The organism is Herbaspirillum chlorophenolicum (assembly GCF_001189955.1).
Lineage (GTDB): Bacteria > Pseudomonadota > Gammaproteobacteria > Burkholderiales > Burkholderiaceae_D > Herbaspirillum > Herbaspirillum chlorophenolicum.
In genome coordinates, this window is sequence record NZ_LFLT01000007.1 from 60,089 (window position 1) to 78,670 (window position 18,582).

Below are 18,582 nucleotides of genomic sequence, written 5' to 3' on the forward strand. Positions count from 1 at the left end.
CAATCAGTCGCGTCCTCGCAGCTTGTCTAGCTGCGACCATACTTTCCTGAAGGCTGCCGCGACTGCTTCGATATCTTCTGGATGGTATTCGTTCATGCACAGGTTGATGCCGAGGAAGGTGCGCGCATGCAGGTCTTCCGCTACCGGGCACATTCCTAAGCCATAGTTCTGCTGGTTGTCGCAGTACGGGGACGTCCATGGGAAACCCTTGCTTCCGTAGGCGATCTTGTTCTTGAACAGCGGCAGCAGGTGCAGGTTCTGATAGCCGACCACCAGGCCAGGAACGCCTTCGGCCTTGAGCGCATCTGCAATTGCCTTGCGCGATACGCCCAGTGCATCCACATCAATAGTCATACCGTATACATAATAGACATGGCTGCAGCCTTCGGTGGTCTTGGGTGTGGTCAGGCCCTTGAGGCCGTGCAGGCCGTGGGTGAGTTCGCCAGCCGCGCGTTGACGCGACTGGACCCGCGGGGCCAGCTTGTCGAGTTGGACGGAAGCAATAGCAGCTTCAATCTCACCCATGCGGAAATTGTAGCCGAGCATGTTGTTGAGTTCTTGCGGATCGTCGCTCTTGATGACCGCTTCGGCATGATTGCGCAGCATGCGCAGGCGTTGCGCCAGGCGGGCGTCGTTGGTCACTAGTACGCCGCCTTCGCCGCAGTGGATATGCTTGTGATAGTTGAGGCTGTAGCCGCCGATATCGGCCTGGGTGCCTGCGTAGGCGCCGAAGTAACGGGCGCCCGGTGCTTGTGCCGTGTCAGTGAGAAGTTTCAGGCCGTGTTTGTCGGCGATCACGCGCAGGGCCTTCATGTCGGCGGACTGCCCGAAGATGTCCACGGCGAGGATCGCGCGGGTACGGGGAGTGATCAGTTTTTCGACGCTGGCGGGATCGATGTTGAACGTTTGCGGATCGATGTCGGCAAATACCGGGATGCCATTGAAGTGCAGGATCGCGGTGGCAGTGGCCGCCATGGTCCAGGGCGTAGTGATGATCTCGTCGCCTGGTTCAATGCCAATGGCGCCGACGGCCGCGATCAGGCCGGAGGTCCAGGAGTTGACAGCGATGGCATGTTCCACGCCGAAATAGCGGGCGGCCTTTACTTCGAAGGCGCGTACGTGCTCGCCACCCATGAAGCCCTCGCCGGGGGCGCCGATGTAGGCCGACAGGATGCCGCCACGGATAACGCTGGTGGCGGCGGCGACTTCATCTTCGCCAATGCTCTTGAACAGCTCAAGCGGACGCGGGATGGCGGGCATGCCGCCGAAGATTGCCAAAGTCTCAGTACTCATGATGTGTCAGTCCTGGTAAGTGGTGGATGGTGCCATTAGGTGGATGCCGATCCGATGGCGGACAGGCGGATCTGTTCACAAATGTGTTGCGCGGCGAGCGCCGAGCGACCGTCGCTGGCCAAGGCGTCGCCGTTCGTGACGGCAGCATGCAAGTTGGTCGCCGCCGCCAGCATGGCTTGTGGGTATTGGCCGGCGGTACGCGTGCCCTCGTTCAGCGCATGGTAGCCCTTGAAATGCGGGCTGGCGATGGCGTGGCGCACGCGCCAATTCATGCCGCCATCTTCCATCGTTACGATGCCTTTCTCCGTAATCAACTGCAATTCGAAGTGAGCATAGTCGGCGGCATGGGCTACGTTCAGGCTGACCGGCACGTCACCTGCGCGTAGCATGGCCGGAACGGTCGGATCAGTGTCCCAGAAATCCCATGACGGTTGCCCGGTTTGCACAAGTTCCAGTCGGCCCAGCAACAGGTGGAGCAGGTCGATCATGTGGCCGCCGTTGTTCAGGATGCCCTTGTTGTAATGCCCGACAACTGAGCGTATTCGGCCCCAGGCGTTGCCAGCGAGTTCATCGGCCAGCCTCCGCACGTCGGGCGCCCAGCGGCGGGTGTGGTTGATGGCCAGCAGTATTCCCTTATCTTCGCAGGCTTGTACCCAGGCTTCGGTTTGCGCGAGACCGGGAGTCACTGGCTTTTCGCAAAAGATCAGCCGCGGCTCCAGTTCCAGAGCTGCTGCCAGGTGCTCTGGATGCAGTGCGGTAGGGGAGCAGATACTGATGATGTCGAAGTCACCCCTGCGAGCGTTGAGGTCTGCTACCGATGCTGCGTTGCGCGGCACATTCCAGCGCGCGGCAAATTCATCTCGGCGAATTTCGTCAGGATCGACGCAGGCAAGTAGCGAGAAGCCACCGTGGCGCGCAAAGGCGCCGGCGTGTGTCAGCGGCGGTGCGTCGGCCGGGCGGCCGGCATCAAAGCCGCCAGCCATGTTGCCGCAGCCGATGATCAGTATTCGCAACGGGGGAGGAGACATGGCCGACGTTTATTTCAGCAGTTCCTGCTTGACTGGCGTGCCACGTACGATGTCTTGAGCGGCTGTTTTTTCAAGCACATCTTCCAGGTGCTTGGGCGCAAGGCCGAAGCCTGGCCGGATACTTTTGACCGTATCGGCGGTGATGCGGTCGCCTGCGCGCAAATCCTTGACGAAATATAGCGAACGGCGAAACTTGGCGTTGCCTGATTCGCTCGATTTTCGGCCGTAATCAATCTTGCCCAGCGCTTGCCAGGCGGTGCGGGTGCCACTGCACAGGGCTGCCAGTTCGGCCGGTTCCAGAGAGAAGCTGTCATCCGGCCCGCCGCCGTTGCGGTCGAGCGTGAAATGCTTTTCGACAATACAAGCGCCCAGCGCGATGCTGGCGATGGCGGTGGTGTTGTCTAAGGTATGGTCGGACAGGCCCGTGACCAGGTCGTAGCGCCGGATCATGTCGGGGATGGTCTGCAGGTTATAGTCTTCCGCCGGAGCCGGATAACCGCTCACGCAATGCAGCACGGCGAGTTCCTTGCAGCCGCCCGATCGCGCAGCGTCAACGGCCTCCTGGATCTCTTCGGCATCGGCCATGCCGGTGGAGATGATCATGGGTTTGCCGGTAGCGGCCACGTACTTGATCAAAGGCAGATCAATTGCCTCGAAAGAGGCTATCTTGTAGGCCGGCGCGTTGAGGTCTTCCAGCAGGTCGACCGCGGTGGTATCAAACGGCGAACTGAAGATGGTGATGCCTTCCTTGCGTGCATGTTCGAACAGCGGCCGATGCCATTCCCACGGCATGAACGCCTGTGCGTACAGGCCGTAAAGGGTATTGCCGTCCCACAGGCCGCCGCGGATCTGGAAGTCTTCGGTGTCGCAGTCGATGGTGATAGTGTCGGGACGATAGGTCTGCAATTTGACCGCATCGGCACCGGCCTTGCGCGCCTCGGAAATGATGCGCAGAGCATTATCTAACACACCGTTGTGATTGGCGGACATTTCCGCGATGATGAACGGGGCGTTGCCGGGGCCGATTTCACGGCCCTCGATATGGATGTTTTTCATAGCTGGATGTGCCTGTCGTTAAGCCATTCATGGCTGAGCATGCCGAAGCATACGAGAGGTTGGTAGGACCCCGCAATCAGGCATTGATCGCGCAGGATTCCTTCTTGAGTGAAGCCAAGTTTGCGATGGAAGCGGATCGAGCCTTCATTGAACCCGAGGGCCTGGCCGCAGACCTTGTGCAGGTCGAGTCGGTGGAAGGCGTAGTTGAGCGCCGCCTTGCCGAGTTTGCTGCCGGTTCCGTGCGGCGCATCGGGGGCATTGTAGAAACCCCAGTCCGCCACGCCTTCCGCGGAGATTTTCGAGAATTGCACGAAGCCCGCTGGGATGCCGTCGATTTCCGCTACCAGCAGCCTGTTGGCGGGATCTTTCGACGCGCGTTCAAACCAGGCGCCGTGTTCGGCCAGCGTGATCTCATGTTGGGTCCGCATATAGCGCCTTACCTCAGGGTGATTGCGCCAGGACAGCACTTGCGCCAGATCCTGCTGACACATCGGTCTTACACGGCAGTTGCCGTCGGTCAGGTCGAGCATGTGCTGCGCCAGTCTCGGTGCGCCCATACCGTCAGTGATGCTGCTGCAGGCTTGCTCCATGGGGCGTAGCGCAATGCCGTCGGTTAGCAGTGCCAATTTTTGGGGCAAGTCCTCCTGGATGAGATCCATATCCAGATTGAGAGTACATCCGGCCTGTTCCAGGGCGATCGCCGCACCGCGCTGGTTTTCCGCCAATATGACCATCAGGGTCGGCAGCCCAAGCACACAGCGCTCCCACGCGGTTCCTCCCGCTGCGCCGATGGCGAGATCACTCTCAGCCATCAGGCTGGCCATGTCGGGAACATTGGTGAGTACCCGGGCCGGAGGCTCCATGCGCGTTGCCTGTTCTTTGACGGCTTCCAGCCACGGAGCCTGCGCTCCCATTACAACGCTGATCGTCCACTGCGCTTTTGCCGGCGAGCGGTCAAGTACGTCGAGCAATTTGCCGGTGACATTATTCTTGTCGATTCCGCCTAATGTGATCAAGAGCCGGCTGGGCCGATTCTTGCCCCTTTGTGCTAGGCTGCGGGGCCGCGCCTGCGCAAATTCGGGGCGCAGCAAACCATGCAATGGCCCGGCGAACACCTCGCAGGCTTCGGGCACCAGAGAACGATAGTCGGCGGCACGACGCCCCAGGTTCTGGTCGAGCAGCAAATCAGCATTGTGGGGGCGGTTGGCAAGGTCGTCGATCACCAGCAGCCGTGCGCAGTGCGGACGCAAGGCTTTTTCCCAATGTGCATCGAGGCCGTAATGGTCGACAATCAGCCAGTCGGCGCCGTGAGTCAGTTTTGCGCTGACCACACTGTCAAAATCCTGCTTTTGCACTGGCCAGACCTGCTCGGCCGCAGGGCCAGTCGATGTGCCGTCATCAGGCACTTCATGCAATGCATGGCCATTGGCGCGGATCAGGGATGCCAGTTGAGCGCCGACAGGGCGTGCAATGAAGCTGACTTCTGCCCCCAACCGATTCAGGTTGTTGGCCAGCGCCAGGCAACGCATGACGTGGCCAGTGCCGATTAGTTGTGTGGCATCCGCGCGGATGGCGATTTTCATCAGGCGTTTGCTTTGCTAAGCGCGTGGTACAGGGCTTCTGCTCGCTCCCAGTCTGCTGGCGTGTCGATGTCCACCACGCGCCACTCGGGCAGGACGATCGTACTGCCGTTGGCGTGAATGTTGAGCCCATCGAGCCAAGCCTGGGTGCGTCCCCAGTAAAACTGGCCGGCATCGTGATAAGCCGGCTCAAGGTCTTGCGTGCGAGTGTTGACGTACTCGGGATGGAATGGGTGCGTGGTGCCATCCGGTTGCCGCTTGAGAGCGCGCTGGATGGGGCTTGGAAATGATGTGACCGGAAATACGTACGCCGCGCTATTTTTTTCCAGCAGCGATTGGGCGGCAGCGAGGTCTTCATGGCGAATCAACGGGACGCCGGGATAGATACAGCAAGCCTGTTCGATTTTCCAGCCCAAGGCGATGCAGCTTTCGATGGCATGGGCGATTACCGGTACGGTCGGCGTAATATCGTCTGCGAGGTGGGCGGGGCGCACGAAGGGGAGCTCGGCCCCCGCAGCTACCGAAATTTCGGCGATTTCAGCATCATCGGTAGAGACGATGATGTGATCAAATACGCCAGATTGCCGGGCTGCCTCGATGGCGTAGGCAATCATCGGCTTGCCCGCGAACGATTTGATGTTCTTGCGAGGAATGCGCTTGCTTCCACCCCGTGCCGGAATGACGGCGATATTCATGTGCGTTCAGTTTGAGAAAATCTGTTTGAGGACGCTAGCCACACGATCCTGTTCTTCATCCGTCATTGCCGGGAACAAGGGGAGCGACAGTGCTCGTTCGTAGTAATGCATGGCCTTGGGGAAGTGTTCCGGCCGGAAGCCAAGGCTGGCGTAGTACGGTTGTGTGTGAATGGGGATGTAATGCACGTTGGCGCCGATCTGAGCGGCGCGCAGCGCGTCGAAAACCTGTCGGCGGTTTACCTTGGTGCGCTGTTCGTCGATCTCGATCGCGTACAGGTGCCAAGAAGAAAGCCGGTCGGCCAACCGTGCCGGCTTGATAACGGGCAATTCTGCCAGTTGAAGGTCATAACGGTTCGCGCGGGCAATACGCTGGACCTGCATGTCTTCCATGCGTTCCAGTTGCGAGTGGCCCAGTGCTGCTTGGATATCGGTGATACGGTAGTTCCAGCCCAGGCATTGTTGTTCATAGTACCAGCCTCCTTGGTCCTTTTTCTGCAGCAGCGCCGCGTCGCGGGTGATGCCATGCGAGCGCAGCAACTGGAGTTTGGCTGCGAGGGCATCATCTTGCGTGGTCACCATACCGCCCTCGGCCGTAGTGACGATTTTGACCGCGTGGAAGCTGAAGATGGTGATGTCGGACCAGGCACTACCCACAGGGGCGCCAAGATAACTGGCGCCTGCTGCGTGTGAGGCATCCTGCAGAATCTTGAAGCCGTAGCGATCGGCCAAGGCGCGGATTTGTTTCAGGTCTGCTGGCAGGCCGGAGAAGTCGACCGGAACGACCACATCTGGCAGGCGACCTTCTTGTTCTGCTTGCACCAGTTTCGCTTCGAGCGCCGGAATCGACATGTTGCGTGTGGCAGGGTCAATATCGACGAAGTCGATATCGGCTCCGCAATAGAGGGCGCAGTTCGATGAGGCCACGAAACTGACCGGCGACGTCCACAGCAGGCCGCCAGGGCCGAGGCCGAGAGCCACGCACGCAATGTGCAAACCGGCGGTGGCGTTGCTGACGGCGAGGGCATGCTTGACGCCATGCCGTCGTCCAAACGCCTGTTCGAAGCGGGCAATAGCCGGTCCCTGCGTCAGGTACTCGGACTGCAATACCCGTATGACGGCGTCAATGTCGCTTTGCTGGATATTCTGGCGACTGTAGGGAATGAAGGTCATCTTGGTCCTGATCGCTCAGTCGAACTGTTGGCCGATTACATGCTTGTCGATCAGGCCCTGCAATTGATCTACGCTGAGGAAATCAGGATTGGTGCCGCTGTCATAAGCGAAGCCCACAGGTACTTGTTTGGCACCGGTCTTTTTACAGTATTCCTGCAGCGAGTAGATCGGTGTCGACGGCAAGATGGCATAGTACCGGCCCAAGTCGACCGTGTTGAAACTATCGCTGGCCGTGATCATTTCTTCGTGAACCTTCTCGCCGGGGCGGGTGCCGATGATCTCCTGGCGGCAATTCGGACCGACGGCGGTAGCGACATCGGTAATGCGGTAAGACGGAATCTTGGGAACCAGGACTTCGCCGCCCCAGGCATTGTCGATGGACCATAGCACCATATCGACGCCCTCCTGGAGCGAGATATTGAAGCGGGTCATGGCTGGGTCAGTAATGGGCAGTACCCCCCCATCTTTTTTCGCCAGGAAGAATGGAATGACCGAACCACGGCTGCCCATCACGTTGCCATAGCGAACCACACTGAAGCGGATATCGCGGTTGCCACGGATATTGTTTGCGGCAACGAACAGTTTGTCGGAACACAGTTTGGTCGCGCCATAAAGATTCACTGGTGCCGCGGCTTTATCCGTAGACAATGCCACCACCCGGCGAACATTGCTGTCGAGGCAGGCTTCGATAAGGTTCTGGGCACCAAGCACGTTGGTCTTGATGCATTCGAAAGGATTGTACTCGGCAGCGGGAACCTGTTTGAGTGCTGCCGCGTGGATTACTACATCAATACCTTCTAGTGCGCGGCGCAAGCGGCTTTCGTCGCGAATGTCGCCGATGAAGTAGCGCATCGCGGGATAGCGGCTTTCTGGAAAAGTTTGGGCCATCTCGAACTGCTTCAGTTCGTCCCGGGAAAATACGACTAGCCGCTTGACGTCGGGATACCGGTTCAGGATCGTTTTGACGAAGGCTTTCCCGAACGAGCCGGTGCCGCCGGTGATGAGGATGTTTTGGTGATTCATTTGTTTACGTTCTTTGCGGTTAGCAGCGGTGTGGTGGCCAGCTCAAGTTCTCAGTCGGCCTTTGAAATAGTCAATCGTCTTGATCCAGTCGACTTCCCGCGTAATGCGTAGCCGCCAGCTTCTCCCTGACCAGAGAGATGTTTAGTTAAGTATTGCTTTGGATTGTCGGACGGTAATGGCTTGAGCATCGCGGGTTGTATCAACCAATATGCCGGATGGCCAGTTCGGCCAAGCTATATTTCTCCCGATTAGTTTAGTCGGGAATGATTGAATTTCCATGTGGCAAGTATTGCTGACAGTATTTGGACTGGATCAAGTACTCACTTTGGGAACACATAAAAGTGATTTGGCCAAGCTACCGCCCTGCTATTTTGCGATTAGCTAGCGCAAATGCCGGAAGGCAAGGGATGATGACGCCCATGGAGGCAGAATTGTGCCACAAAGCTCGCATGGTGTAGTTTAAATGTAATTTAAATGTAATTAAATGTTGCCAAAATGCTGAAGTGAAATTCTTTGGGCCATAAACAATCACGAGTGACAGTGCGGCAATAGTCAAATGGTTATTTAATTCGGCGTAGCTGATGTCGGTCGATGTCGAGCAGTATGGGGCGGGATAGCATCTCGATCAGTATCATTGCGCGTTGCTCACCGTTTTGCATCTGATACAAGGCTTCCAATCCTTTAAACGGCCCTTCGTCGATTAACACTGTATCGCCGGTACGGAACTGTTTGGCCGGTGCCGTGGCGTTCTCGCGGGAGCGCAGAGCATCAATAAGTCTGGATTCGATTTTCGCCGGTTCGTTGCCAAAGCAAACGAGGCGACTAACACCACGAGTGGATCGGATCGGTGCCCAGCTTCTGGCTGATTTGTCGCTGTTGAGATGGATAAACAAATATCGTGGGAACAATGGCTCGGCATTGATTACCAAACCGGAGGAAGATACATGTTCACGGTAATGAAGCGGCAGGTAGCACTCGAAATCCTGTTGCTGCAGATTGGTTAGAGCGGTCTGTTCCTGCCGAGGTTTGGCATGAATGAGATACCAATACATCGCAGTTCCTTTGATTGTCTTTTTGAAAGCTGTGCGATTTCAAATATTAGTGCAACAGAGCAACTGACGAAAAGATGTTGATGGAGAATATGATTGTTTGTATTTGTAGCCGCATTCGCGTTCCCCCCAAGATTTCCACAACAGTTTTGATTTCTTTTATGGCTATGATTATATCCCCAACGATTTTTAAAGCCTACGACATCCGTGGCATCATCGACAAAACCCTTGATGGCAAGATTGCCTACCAGATTGGCCAAGCCTTCGGTGCCGCCGCTTTGGCAAAAGGGCAAAAAAGAGTCGTGATCGGCCGCGACGGCCGCCTCTCAGGCCCCGGGTTGGCCGCCGAACTGGCCAATGGTTTGCAATCGGTCGGTGTAGATGTGGTCGACCTAGGCATGGTAGCTACTCCCATGGTCTATTTCGGCACTAACGTTCTGGACACCCAATCCGGCATCATGGTCACCGGCAGCCACAATCCGCCGGACTACAACGGCTTCAAGATGGTGCTGGCCGGCGAGGCGATCCACGGCGAAACCATCCAGGCGCTGTACCACGCCATCGTCAAGGGCGAGTTCCCACAGGGGGCGGGAGCCTATTCGACGCATGACATCAAGGATGCCTATATCAAGCGCATGATCAGCGACGTCAAGCTGGCGCGCCCGATGAAGATCGCGGTGGATTGCGGCAATGGCGTGGCCGGCGCTTTCGCCGGCGAGATCTACCGTGCGCTGGGTTGCGAAGTGACCGAGCTGTTCTGCGAAGTCGACGGCACCTTCCCCAATCACCATCCCGATCCAGCTCATCCTGAAAACCTGCAGGACTTGATCCGCTGCCTGCAGGAGACCGACAACGAACTGGGCCTAGCCTTCGACGGCGATGGCGACCGCCTGGGCTTGGTGACCAAGGACGGCCAGATCATCTATCCGGACCGTCAGCTGATGCTGTTTGCGGCCGACGTGCTGACCCGTAACCCGGGCAAGGAAATCCTCTACGACGTGAAATGCACGCGCCACCTGGCACCGTGGATTTCGGCGCGCGGCGGCAAGCCTCTGATGTGGAAGACCGGCCACTCGCTGGTCAAGGCCAAGCTGCGCGAGACTGGCGCCCCGCTGGGCGGCGAGATGAGCGGCCACATCTTCTTCAAGGATCGTTGGTTCGGTTTTGACGATGGCCTGTACGCCGGCGTGCGCATGTTGGAGTTGCTGGCGCGCGAGGCCGATCCGTCGGCGCTGCTCAATTCGCTGCCGCAATCGGTCAGTACGCCAGAGTTGCAGTTGAAGTTGCAGGAAGGCGAGAACTTCGCGCTGATCGGCAAGCTGCAAAGCGATGCGAAGTTCGAGGGAGCGCAGGACATCATCACCATCGATGGACTGCGTGTGGAATATGCCGATGGCTTCGGCCTGGCGCGCTCGTCAAACACCACGCCGGTGGTGGTGCTGCGCTTCGAGGCAGAGACGCCGGAGGCGCTGGAACGCATCCAGAGTGAGTTCCGCAAGGTGATCCTGGCCGCGCGTCCGGACGTCACGTTGCCGTTCTGATGCGGTAAGATGCTGGCCCACAGAACAACGCAACCGTGGGCCAGCCTTGAAGATCCTGATCGTACGCGTTTCCTCGTTGGGAGATGTCGTCCATAACATGCCGATGGTGGCCGATATCAGCCGCCATTTCCCCGGCGCCCAGATCGACTGGGTGGTGGAAGAGGGCTATGCCAGCCTGGTCCGCCTCAATCCCCACGTCCGCAACATCATCCCCATCGCGCTGCGGCGCTGGCGCAAGACCCTGTTCTCGGCTGCCACGCGCGCAGAGATTTCCGCTTTCCGGCATGCTTTGCGCGCAGAGCAATACGACGTTGTGTTCGATACCCAGGGTCTGCTCAAGACCAGCGTGGTGATGCGCATGGCGCGCTTGGCGCCGGGCGGTAAGCGCGTCGGGCTGGCCAATGCCACCGAAGGTTCAGGTTACGAGCCCATCTCACGTATCTTTCATGATCAAAGCATCAAGGTCGGCTTGCATACGCATGCGGTAATGCGGGCGCGCCTGGTGGCGGCCGATGCGCTTGGCTATACGCTGGACGATGTCGCTGCTGCTCCCGATTTTGCGCTGCAAGCGCCACGGCAACAGCGCCTGTCCTGGATGCCCGATCAGCCCTACGCGGTGTTCTTCCACGGTACCGCGCGCGCCGCCAAGCAGTGGCCGCAGGCAGAATGGATTGGGCTTGGGCATGCGTTGTCCGAGCGCGGCTTGCCGGTGCTGCTGCCCTGGGGCAGCAAGAAAGAGCAGCAGGCTGCCCAGGCGCTTGCTGCGCAGATTCCCGGTGCCCAGGTATTGCCGGCGTTGCCGCTGATGGAGGCGGTCAGCCTGGTGCAGCAGGCGCGCCTGGTGGTTGGCCTTGACACCGGCCTGACGCACATCGCCGCCGCCTATTGCAAGCCGACGGTCGAGCTTTACTGCGACTCGCCGCGCTGGAAGACCGAGGGCAACTGGTCGCCCAATATCATCAATCTGGGCGACACCGGGGCCCCGCCGAGTGGCGAAGCGGTGCTTGAAGCTGTGAAGAAATTGCTTCCCTGATAACTGGAAAGTGCATCACGCGAATGCGTTGAGGCACGTCAAATCGCTGCTTCAAACCATGCACTACGCTCGTCTGTCCGCCTGTAGCGGGCGTTTTCACCGCTTTTTACACGGCCGGACGGATACACGGCGTGGATGCTTGCGGGCATAATGTCGGGATGGAATCGCAAATCATCGAGATCGACCTGGCCAAGTGGCAGGTCGACACCCCCAACGACCAATGGATCGCCGCGCTTGAAGCCGGCAAGGTGCTGTATTTCCCCCGCCTGGCCTTTGGGCTGCTGGAGTCCGAACTCGGCTTGCTCACCCCTGCCGTGCGTGACCCCAAGGTTCGCAACATCAGCCTGGATGCGCGCGGGCACCTCAAAGGGGCGGCCGGCGGCGCCGAGCAGCAACTGGCGCTGGCGGCGATGGTTGGACGCTTCCGTGAACAGGCGCTGTCGCTGGTGCATACGCTTTTGCCCAAATACCGCGAGGCCTTGCGCGTGGCGCCCACTAGCTACCGTCCAATGCAAGTGGAGACGCGCAGCCAGTCCTGGCGCGCCGATGACCGCCGCATGCACGTCGACGCCTTCCCCTCGCGCCCCAATTACGGCGAGCGTATCTTGCGTGTATTTACCAACGTCAATCCCGATGGTGCGCCGCGCGTATGGCGCGTGGGCGAACCCTTCGAAACCGTGGCGCGGCGCTTCCTGCCGCGCGCCAAGCCTTACGTGCGTTGGCAGGCTAGCCTGCTCAAGGCGCTGCACGTCACCAAGTCTTTCCGCAGCGAATATGATCACCTGATGCTGCAATTGCATGACGGCATGAAGGGCGACATGCAATACCAGCAAGACGCCGGGCAGGTCACCATGCCCTTCGCCGCCGGTTCGGTGTGGGTGTGCTTCTCCGACCAGGCCTCGCATGCGGTTATGTCCGGCCAGTACATGCTGGAGCAGACACTGCACCTGCCGCCCGAAAAACAATACGATCCATCGTCCAGTCCGCTGGCCATCCTGACCCGTCTGGTCGGGCATCCGCTGGTCTGACGCATGCGCCTGCTTTATTCTGCATTGTGGTGGTTCGCCATGCCGCTGGTGCTGTTGCGCCTGTGGCGGCGCGGGCGCAAGGAGCCGGGATACCGGCAGCATGTGGGCGAGCGCCTGGGTTTCTATCCACGCCTGTCCGATCCGGCGCCGCGCTTCATCTGGGTCCATGCCGTGTCGGTGGGAGAGACGCGCGCGGCCGAGCCGCTGATCGACGCGCTGCTACGCGAGTATCCACAGCATTCTATTCTCCTCACCTGCATGACCGCCACTGGCCGAGCTACTGGCACGCAACTGTTCGGCAAGCATGGCGCGCGCGTGGTGCAAAGCTTTTTGCCCTACGACACTGGCTGGATGTGCGCGCGCTTCTTGCGCCATTTCAAGCCGGATGCCTGCATCCTGATGGAGACTGAAGTCTGGCCGAGTTTGATCGCTCAATGCCGCCGATATGACGTGCCCGTCATGCTGGCCAATGCCCGGTTGTCCGAACGTTCATTGCGGCGTGGCCGGCGTTTTGCTGCGTTGCTACGGCCGGCCGCCGAGGCTATCGCTTGCGTCGGCGCGCAATCGGAGGCGGATGCGCAGCGCCTGCGTGTCTTTGGCGCGCGCCATGTTGAAGTCACCGGCAGTTTGAAGTTCGATGTGCAGCCTCCGGCTGACGTGGTCGAGCGAGGCCTGGCGTGGAAGAGGGCGATGGGCGAGCGTAAGGTCTTGCTGTGCGCCAGCACGCGTGAAGGAGAGGAGCAATTGATCCTCGATGCGCTTGGCAAGCTGGGTAAGGTGGACTGGTTGACTGTGATTGTGCCGCGCCATCCGCAGCGTTTCGACGAAGTGGCGGTGATGATAGAGGAGCAGGGCTTCTCGATGCAGCGGCGCTCAGTTATGGGAGAGCAATTCGATACACAGGGTATGGATGTGTTGCTGGGCGATTCCATGGGCGAGATGTTCGCCTACTATGCTGCCTGCGACGCAGCCTTCATCGGCGGCAGTTTGCTCCCGCTGGGCGGGCAGAACCTGATTGAGGCTTTCGCGCTAGGGAAGCCAGTGCTGATCGGACAGCACACCTTCAATTTCCAGGTCATTACCGAAGACGCCGTCAGAGGTGGTGCTGCTGTGCGTGTGGTTGACGCGGTCGAGCTGTTGCGAACTTGGTCTGCAATGTTGTTTGACGAGGAAGAATGCCGACGTATGTCGCACGCCGCAGCCGGATTCGCCCAGCGACATCAGGGGGCGACCGGACGTACCTTGGCCTTGCTGCGACCGCAGGTCGCGGCTCAGGCGCTCTTACGGTAAGAGGCGATTGTCTTTTTCAAAGAGTCATCCACTTTTACTGGTGGTGTCCAGTTCAACAGTTGTCGGTTCTTCGCGATATTGACTTGCTGTTTTGCATTTTTGTCTGATGGCGGACACAAAAAAGAGCAGGCTCGAAAGCCTGCTCTTTTAGCCTTGGATCAGACCCTGATCCGGATAGACAGCGATTACTGCTTGGCCGCCAAACTCACCGAATTTTCGTTAAGTCCACCCCCCAACGCCTTATACAGATCAATGGCATTGTTCAACCGCAACTGCCGCGCCTGAATCAACGCCTGCTGCGCCGAGAACAAATCGCGCTGCGCATCGAGCTGGTCGAGCGAGGAGGCGATGCCGTTCTTGAAACGCAGGTCGGTCAGTTTCAGGCGTTCCTGCTGGGCGCTCAGGAAGGCTTCCTGGGCCTTGACCTGGTCGTCCAGGCTGCCGCGTGCGACCAGGGCGTCGGCCACTTCGCGGAAGGCGGTCTGGATGGTCTTTTCATACGTTACCACTGCCTTGTTCTTGCGCACTTCAGCCAGGTCCAGGTTGGCGCTGTTGCGGCCGAAGTCGAAGATCGGCAGCGACAGCGACGGGCCGAAACTCCAGGCACCCGAGCCCGAGTCGAACAGGCCGCCCAGCGTGCTGCTGGCGGTCCCGAAGCTGCCGGTCAGGCTGATGCTCGGGAAGAAAGCCGCGCGCGCGGCGCCGATGTTGGCGTTGGTGGCGATCAGGCTTTGCTCGGCCGAGCGGATGTCGGGACGGTTGGTCAGCAGGTCCGAGGGCAGGCCGGCCGGGATGTCGGTGACGATTTTTTCATCCGACAGCAACTGCGACGGGGGGAGGTCGGAGACCTTCTTGCCGACCAGGAGCGTCAACGCATTCTCGGCTTGGGCACGCTGGCGCTCCAGTTGGGCCTTGGATATCCGGGCCGATTCCACCAGTGTCTGCGTCAGGCGGAAGTCGAGTGCCGAGCTGGCGCCCACGTCCAGGCGTTTCTGCGCCAGCTGGATATCGTCTTCGCGCGACTTCAGCGTTTGCTCGGCCAGCAGCAGTTGCTCGGCGTAAGAGCGTTCGCTCAGGTAGGCCTGCGCCACCTGGGCGACCAGGCTGATCTGTGCCGACTTCTTGGCTTCCTCGGTGGAGAGGTAGGTTGCCAGCGCGGCATCCTTCAGGTTGCGCACGCGGCCGAAGAAGTCCAGTTCATACGCAGGCACTGCCAGGCCGACCTGGTAGCTGTTGCTGGTGAGCGGCTGGCCGGTCAGCGATTGGCTGGCTGCGGTGCGGGTGCGGGCCGCCGAGCCGGATACGTTCAGGCTGGGCAGCAGGTCGGCGCGGGCGATCTGGTATTGCGCGCGCGCTTCTTCGATGTTGAGCACCGCGGTGCGCAGGTCACGGTTGTTTTCCAGCGCGGCGGCGATCAGCGATTGCAGGCGCTGGTCCGGGAAGAACTGGCGCCAGCCCAGGTTGACGGCATCCAGCTCGGCCCGGCCGTCGGTAGCGGCCGGGTAGGCCGTTTCGACCGGCGCTTGCGGGCGCTCATAGGTGGGGGCCAGCGAGCAGCCCCCCAGTACGCCGGCCAGCGCCAGCGCTGCGCAGAGTTGCAGCAGGCGTGGTGGGCGCGGCATCGACAGATTAGCCATTGTGATTCTCCACATTAATCTTGGGGGAGTGCTCAGCGTCGAACTTGCGCTGACGCTCGCTACCCTTGAACAGTTTGCGCACGACCACGAAGAAGATCGGCACCAGGAATACGGCCAGCACAGTAGCGGTGATCATGCCGCCCATGACGCCGGTACCGATGGCGCGTTGGCTGGCAGAGCCGGCGCCGCTGGCGATGGCCAATGGCAGCACGCCCAGGATGAACGCCAGCGAGGTCATGATGATCGGGCGGAAGCGCAGGTGCACCGCTTCCAGCGTCGCTTCGATCAGGCCCATGCCTTGCGCTTGCAGGTCCTTGGCGAACTCGATGATCAGGATCGCGTTCTTGGCTGACAAGCCCACCACCGCAATCATGCCCACCTTGAAGTACACATCGTTGGGCATGGCGCGCAGCGTCACGCCCAGGAGTGCGCCGAGGATACCCAGCGGCACCACCAGCATCACCGCCAGCGGGATCGAGGTGCTTTCATACAAGGCTGCCAGCACCAGGAACACGGCGATCAGCGACAGCGCGTACAGCGCCGGCGCCTGGTTGCCGGAGGTCTTTTCTTCCAGCGACTGGCCGGTCCACTCGAAACCGAAACCTTCCGGCAGCTTGGCCATGAACGATTCCATCTCGGTCATCGCTTCGCCGGTGCTGCGGCCGGGTGCTGCGCCGCCGGCGATCTTCATGGCCGGGTAGCCGTTGTAGCGGATCAGCTGCACCGGGCCGTTGATCCATTTTGCGGTCACGAAGGACGAGAACGGAACCATGGTGCCGGAGGAGTTCTTGGCATACAGGTTGACCAGGTCTTCCGGTTGCAGGCGGCGGTTGGCGTCGGCCTGCACGATCACGCGCTGCTGGCGGCCCTGGTTGGGGAAGTCGTTCACATACGACGAACCCAATGCAGTCGACAGCACGCTGTTGACCGTGGAGAACGGCACGCCCAGCGCATTGGCCTTGTCGCGGTCGATGTCCAGCTGCAATTGCGGCGCATCTTCCAGGCCTTCCGGACGCACGCCGGCCAGCACCTTGCTTTGCGACGCCATGCCCAGGATCTGGTTGCGTGCCTGTACCAGCGCCGCGTGGCCGAGGCCGGCACGGTCTTGCAGACGGAAGGTGAAGCCGGTGGCATTACCCAGTTCCGGGATTGGCGGCGGGTTCAGCGGGAACACGATCGCATCCTTGATCCGCATGAACGTACCGAAGGCCTTGCCGGCGATAGCATCGGCCGACTGCGATTTATTGCGTTCGGCCCAGTCCTTGAGTGGCGTGAACACCAGCGCAGCGTTCTGGCCATTACCCGAGAACGAGAAGCCCAGCACCGCAATGGCGTGCTCGACCGCAGGTTCCTTCAGGAAATAATCCTCCACCTGCTTCACCACCTCGGTGGTGCGTGCCGTACTGGCGCCAGGCGGCAACTGGATGTTGGTGATGATGTAGCCCTGGTCTTCGTTGGGCAGGAAGGACGCTGGCAGGCGTACATACAGCAGCCCCACGCAGGCCACGATCAGTGCATACAGGATCATGTAGCGGCCGGACTTGGTCAGCATCTTGCCGATGATGCCCTGGTAGCCGGAAGCAGTCGCGTTGAAGCGGCGGTTGAACCAGCCGAAGAAGCCGCCCTTCTCGTGATGATGTCCCTTCTCGACAGGCTTGAGGATGGTTGCGCACAGCGCCGGCGTCAGCGTGAACGCCATCAGCACCGAGAACACCATCGATGCCACCATCGACAGCGAGAACTGGCGATAGATCGCGCCCACGGCGCCGCCGAAGAAGGCCATCGGAATGAACACCGCGATCAGCACCAGCGTGATGCCGATCAGCGCGCCGCTGATCTGGCCCATCGCCTTGCGCGTGGCGTCAGGCGGCGACAAGCCTTCCTCGCTCATGATGCGTTCGACGTTTTCCACCACCACGATCGCATCGTCGACCAGGATACCGATCGCCAGCACCATGCCGAACATGGTCAGCACGTTGATCGAGAAGCCGAACAGCAGCAGGGTCGCGAAGGTACCCAGCAGCGCCACCGGCACCACCACCGTCGGGATGATGGTGTAGCGGATGTTCTGCAGGAACAGGAACATCACCAGGAACACCAGCACGATCGCTTCGATCAGGGTCTTGACCACTTCTTCGATCGAGATCTTGACGAACTTGGAAGTGTCGTAAGGGATGGTGTACTTCACGCCGGCCGGGAAATACTTGGACAGTTCTTCCATCTTCTTGTGCACGGCGGTAGCGGTGCCCAGCGCGTTGGCGGTGGGCGAGAGCTGCACGCCGATGAAGGAGCTGGGTTTGCCGTCCAGGCGGCCCGACGTATCGTAGGTCTGGCCGCCGACTTCGATGCGGGCCACGTCGCGCATGCGCACCGCAGAGCCATCGGTGTTGGAACGCAGGATGATGTCGCCGAACTGCTCGGGGGTAGTGAGCTGGCCGTTGACCACCACGGTCGCGGCGATCTGTTGCGAGCCGGGGCTGGGCAGCGCGCCCAGCGTACCGCCGGCCACCAGCGCGTTTTGCGCGGTGATGGCTGCCGTCACGTCGGCCGGTGTCAGGTTCAGGCCGATCAGCTTGTTCGGGTCGATCCAGATGCGCATGGCGCGTTCGGTACCGAACAGCTGTGCCTGGCCCACGCCCGGCACGCGCTTGACTTCGTTGAGGACGTTACGCGACAGGTAATCGCCCAGCGCGACCGGATCCAGCTTGCCGTCGCTGGAGGACAGCGCGATGAACAGCAGGAAGTTGCTGCGCGACTTGGTGACCTGCACACCCTGTTGGGTGACCGCCGCCGGCAGGCGCGCTTCCACGCGCTTGAGGCGGTTTTGCACGTCCACCGCCGCGAGGTCGGGGTTGGTGTCAGGCGAGAAGGTGACGGTGATCTGCACCTGGCCGTTGGCCTGACTTTGCGATTCCATGTACTGCAGGCCATCGGCGCCGTTCATTTCCTGTTCGATCAGGCTGGTCACCGAATCGTCCAGGGTCTGGGCGGTCGCACCCGGATAAGTTGCCGTCACCACGATGGTGGGCGGCGCGATATTGGGGTACTGGGATACCGGCAAGCCGGTGATCGCCAATGCCCCGGCCAACATGATGAAGATGGCCAACACCCACGCAAAAACGGGGCGATCGATAAAAAACTTTCCCATCTGGCAGCCTC

Annotated in this window: 14 protein-coding genes; 4 read left to right on the forward strand and 10 right to left on the reverse strand. The window is 60.2% G+C overall.

Annotated elements, in window-relative coordinates; genetic code table 11:
* Window positions 1–3: 3 nt before the first annotated feature.
* The 8 genes from AKL28_RS06655 to rfaH all read right to left on the reverse strand — a co-directional run bounded on the left by AKL28_RS06655 (window position 4) and on the right by rfaH (window position 8,897).
* Complete coding sequence (locus AKL28_RS06655; protein WP_050467324.1) at window positions 4–1,293, reverse strand: DegT/DnrJ/EryC1/StrS family aminotransferase; 1,290 nt, start codon at window positions 1,291–1,293, stop codon at window positions 4–6.
* A gap of 35 nt (window positions 1,294–1,328) precedes the next feature.
* On the reverse strand, window positions 1,329–2,306 hold the full coding sequence (locus AKL28_RS06660; RefSeq protein ID WP_197091047.1) for a Gfo/Idh/MocA family protein: 978 nt from the start codon (window positions 2,304–2,306) through the stop codon (window positions 1,329–1,331).
* A gap of 24 nt (window positions 2,307–2,330) precedes the next feature.
* On the reverse strand, window positions 2,331–3,377 hold the full coding sequence (gene pseI, locus AKL28_RS06665) for a pseudaminic acid synthase (RefSeq protein WP_050467326.1): 1,047 nt from the start codon (window positions 3,375–3,377) through the stop codon (window positions 2,331–2,333).
* Window positions 3,374–4,960 (reverse strand): UDP-2,4-diacetamido-2,4,6-trideoxy-beta-L-altropyranose hydrolase, encoded by a 1,587-nt coding sequence (gene pseG / locus AKL28_RS06670; RefSeq protein ID WP_050467327.1) that lies wholly within the window; start codon window positions 4,958–4,960, stop codon window positions 3,374–3,376. The genes pseI and pseG overlap by 4 nt, the downstream gene beginning before the upstream one ends.
* Complete coding sequence (gene pseF / locus AKL28_RS06675; protein ID WP_050467329.1) at window positions 4,960–5,652, reverse strand: pseudaminic acid cytidylyltransferase; 693 nt, start codon at window positions 5,650–5,652, stop codon at window positions 4,960–4,962. Before pseF ends, pseG begins: the two co-directional genes overlap by 1 nt.
* Before the next feature lie 6 nt (window positions 5,653–5,658).
* Entirely contained in the window at window positions 5,659–6,822 is a 1,164-nt protein-coding gene (pseC, locus tag AKL28_RS06680) for a UDP-4-amino-4,6-dideoxy-N-acetyl-beta-L-altrosamine transaminase (RefSeq protein WP_050467331.1), read from the reverse strand.
* A gap of 15 nt (window positions 6,823–6,837) precedes the next feature.
* Complete coding sequence (gene pseB / locus AKL28_RS06685; RefSeq protein ID WP_050467332.1) at window positions 6,838–7,845, reverse strand: UDP-N-acetylglucosamine 4,6-dehydratase (inverting); 1,008 nt, start codon at window positions 7,843–7,845, stop codon at window positions 6,838–6,840.
* A gap of 560 nt (window positions 7,846–8,405) precedes the next feature.
* A complete protein-coding gene (gene rfaH / locus AKL28_RS06690; RefSeq protein ID WP_050467333.1) occupies window positions 8,406–8,897 on the reverse strand; it encodes a transcription/translation regulatory transformer protein RfaH in 492 nt (163 codons plus the stop codon).
* Window positions 8,898–9,061: 164 nt separating this feature from the next.
* On the opposite strand from rfaH, the gene AKL28_RS06695 reads away from it, so the two are divergent.
* From AKL28_RS06695 to waaA, 4 genes are all read left to right on the forward strand, one after another.
* On the forward strand, window positions 9,062–10,435 hold the full coding sequence (locus AKL28_RS06695) for a phosphomannomutase/phosphoglucomutase (protein ID WP_414735691.1): 1,374 nt from the start codon (window positions 9,062–9,064) through the stop codon (window positions 10,433–10,435).
* A gap of 46 nt (window positions 10,436–10,481) precedes the next feature.
* Entirely contained in the window at window positions 10,482–11,468 is a 987-nt protein-coding gene (waaC, locus tag AKL28_RS06700; RefSeq protein ID WP_050467335.1) for a lipopolysaccharide heptosyltransferase I, read from the forward strand.
* Window positions 11,469–11,626: 158 nt separating this feature from the next.
* Window positions 11,627–12,496 (forward strand): Kdo hydroxylase family protein, encoded by an 870-nt coding sequence (locus AKL28_RS06705; RefSeq protein WP_050467336.1) that lies wholly within the window; start codon window positions 11,627–11,629, stop codon window positions 12,494–12,496.
* A 3-nt stretch (window positions 12,497–12,499) separates the two neighbouring features.
* Entirely contained in the window at window positions 12,500–13,786 is a 1,287-nt protein-coding gene (gene waaA, locus AKL28_RS06710) for a lipid IV(A) 3-deoxy-D-manno-octulosonic acid transferase (protein ID WP_050467337.1), read from the forward strand.
* A gap of 185 nt (window positions 13,787–13,971) precedes the next feature.
* On the opposite strand, the gene AKL28_RS06715 is transcribed toward waaA, so the two are convergent.
* Together AKL28_RS06715 and AKL28_RS06720 are read right to left on the reverse strand one after the other, a co-directional pair.
* Window positions 13,972–15,423, reverse strand: a complete 1,452-nt coding sequence (locus AKL28_RS06715; protein WP_050467338.1) for an efflux transporter outer membrane subunit — start codon at window positions 15,421–15,423, stop codon at window positions 13,972–13,974.
* Complete coding sequence (locus tag AKL28_RS06720) at window positions 15,416–18,571, reverse strand: efflux RND transporter permease subunit (RefSeq protein WP_050467339.1); 3,156 nt, start codon at window positions 18,569–18,571, stop codon at window positions 15,416–15,418. The genes AKL28_RS06715 and AKL28_RS06720 overlap by 8 nt, the downstream gene beginning before the upstream one ends.
* Between the last annotated feature and the right edge of the window lie 11 nt (window positions 18,572–18,582).

Coding starts and splice junctions, on each gene's coding strand:
- pseB (WP_050467332.1), bottom strand. CDS start 7,845: ATGAATCACCAAAACATCCTCATCACCGGCGGCACCGGCTCGTTCGGG.
- AKL28_RS06705 (WP_050467336.1), top strand. CDS start 11,627: ATGGAATCGCAAATCATCGAGATCGACCTGGCCAAGTGGCAGGTCGAC.
- pseF (WP_050467329.1), bottom strand. CDS start 5,652: ATGAATATCGCCGTCATTCCGGCACGGGGTGGAAGCAAGCGCATTCCT.
- AKL28_RS06720 (WP_050467339.1), bottom strand. CDS start 18,571: ATGGGAAAGTTTTTTATCGATCGCCCCGTTTTTGCGTGGGTGTTGGCC.
- waaA (WP_050467337.1), top strand. CDS start 12,500: ATGCGCCTGCTTTATTCTGCATTGTGGTGGTTCGCCATGCCGCTGGTG.
- pseG (WP_050467327.1), bottom strand. CDS start 4,960: ATGAAAATCGCCATCCGCGCGGATGCCACACAACTAATCGGCACTGGC.
- AKL28_RS06715 (WP_050467338.1), bottom strand. CDS start 15,423: ATGGCTAATCTGTCGATGCCGCGCCCACCACGCCTGCTGCAACTCTGC.
- AKL28_RS06695 (WP_414735691.1), top strand. CDS start 9,062: ATGATTATATCCCCAACGATTTTTAAAGCCTACGACATCCGTGGCATC.
- AKL28_RS06655 (WP_050467324.1), bottom strand. CDS start 1,293: ATGAGTACTGAGACTTTGGCAATCTTCGGCGGCATGCCCGCCATCCCG.
- pseI (WP_050467326.1), bottom strand. CDS start 3,377: ATGAAAAACATCCATATCGAGGGCCGTGAAATCGGCCCCGGCAACGCC.
- pseC (WP_050467331.1), bottom strand. CDS start 6,822: ATGACCTTCATTCCCTACAGTCGCCAGAATATCCAGCAAAGCGACATT.
- rfaH (WP_050467333.1), bottom strand. CDS start 8,897: ATGTATTGGTATCTCATTCATGCCAAACCTCGGCAGGAACAGACCGCT.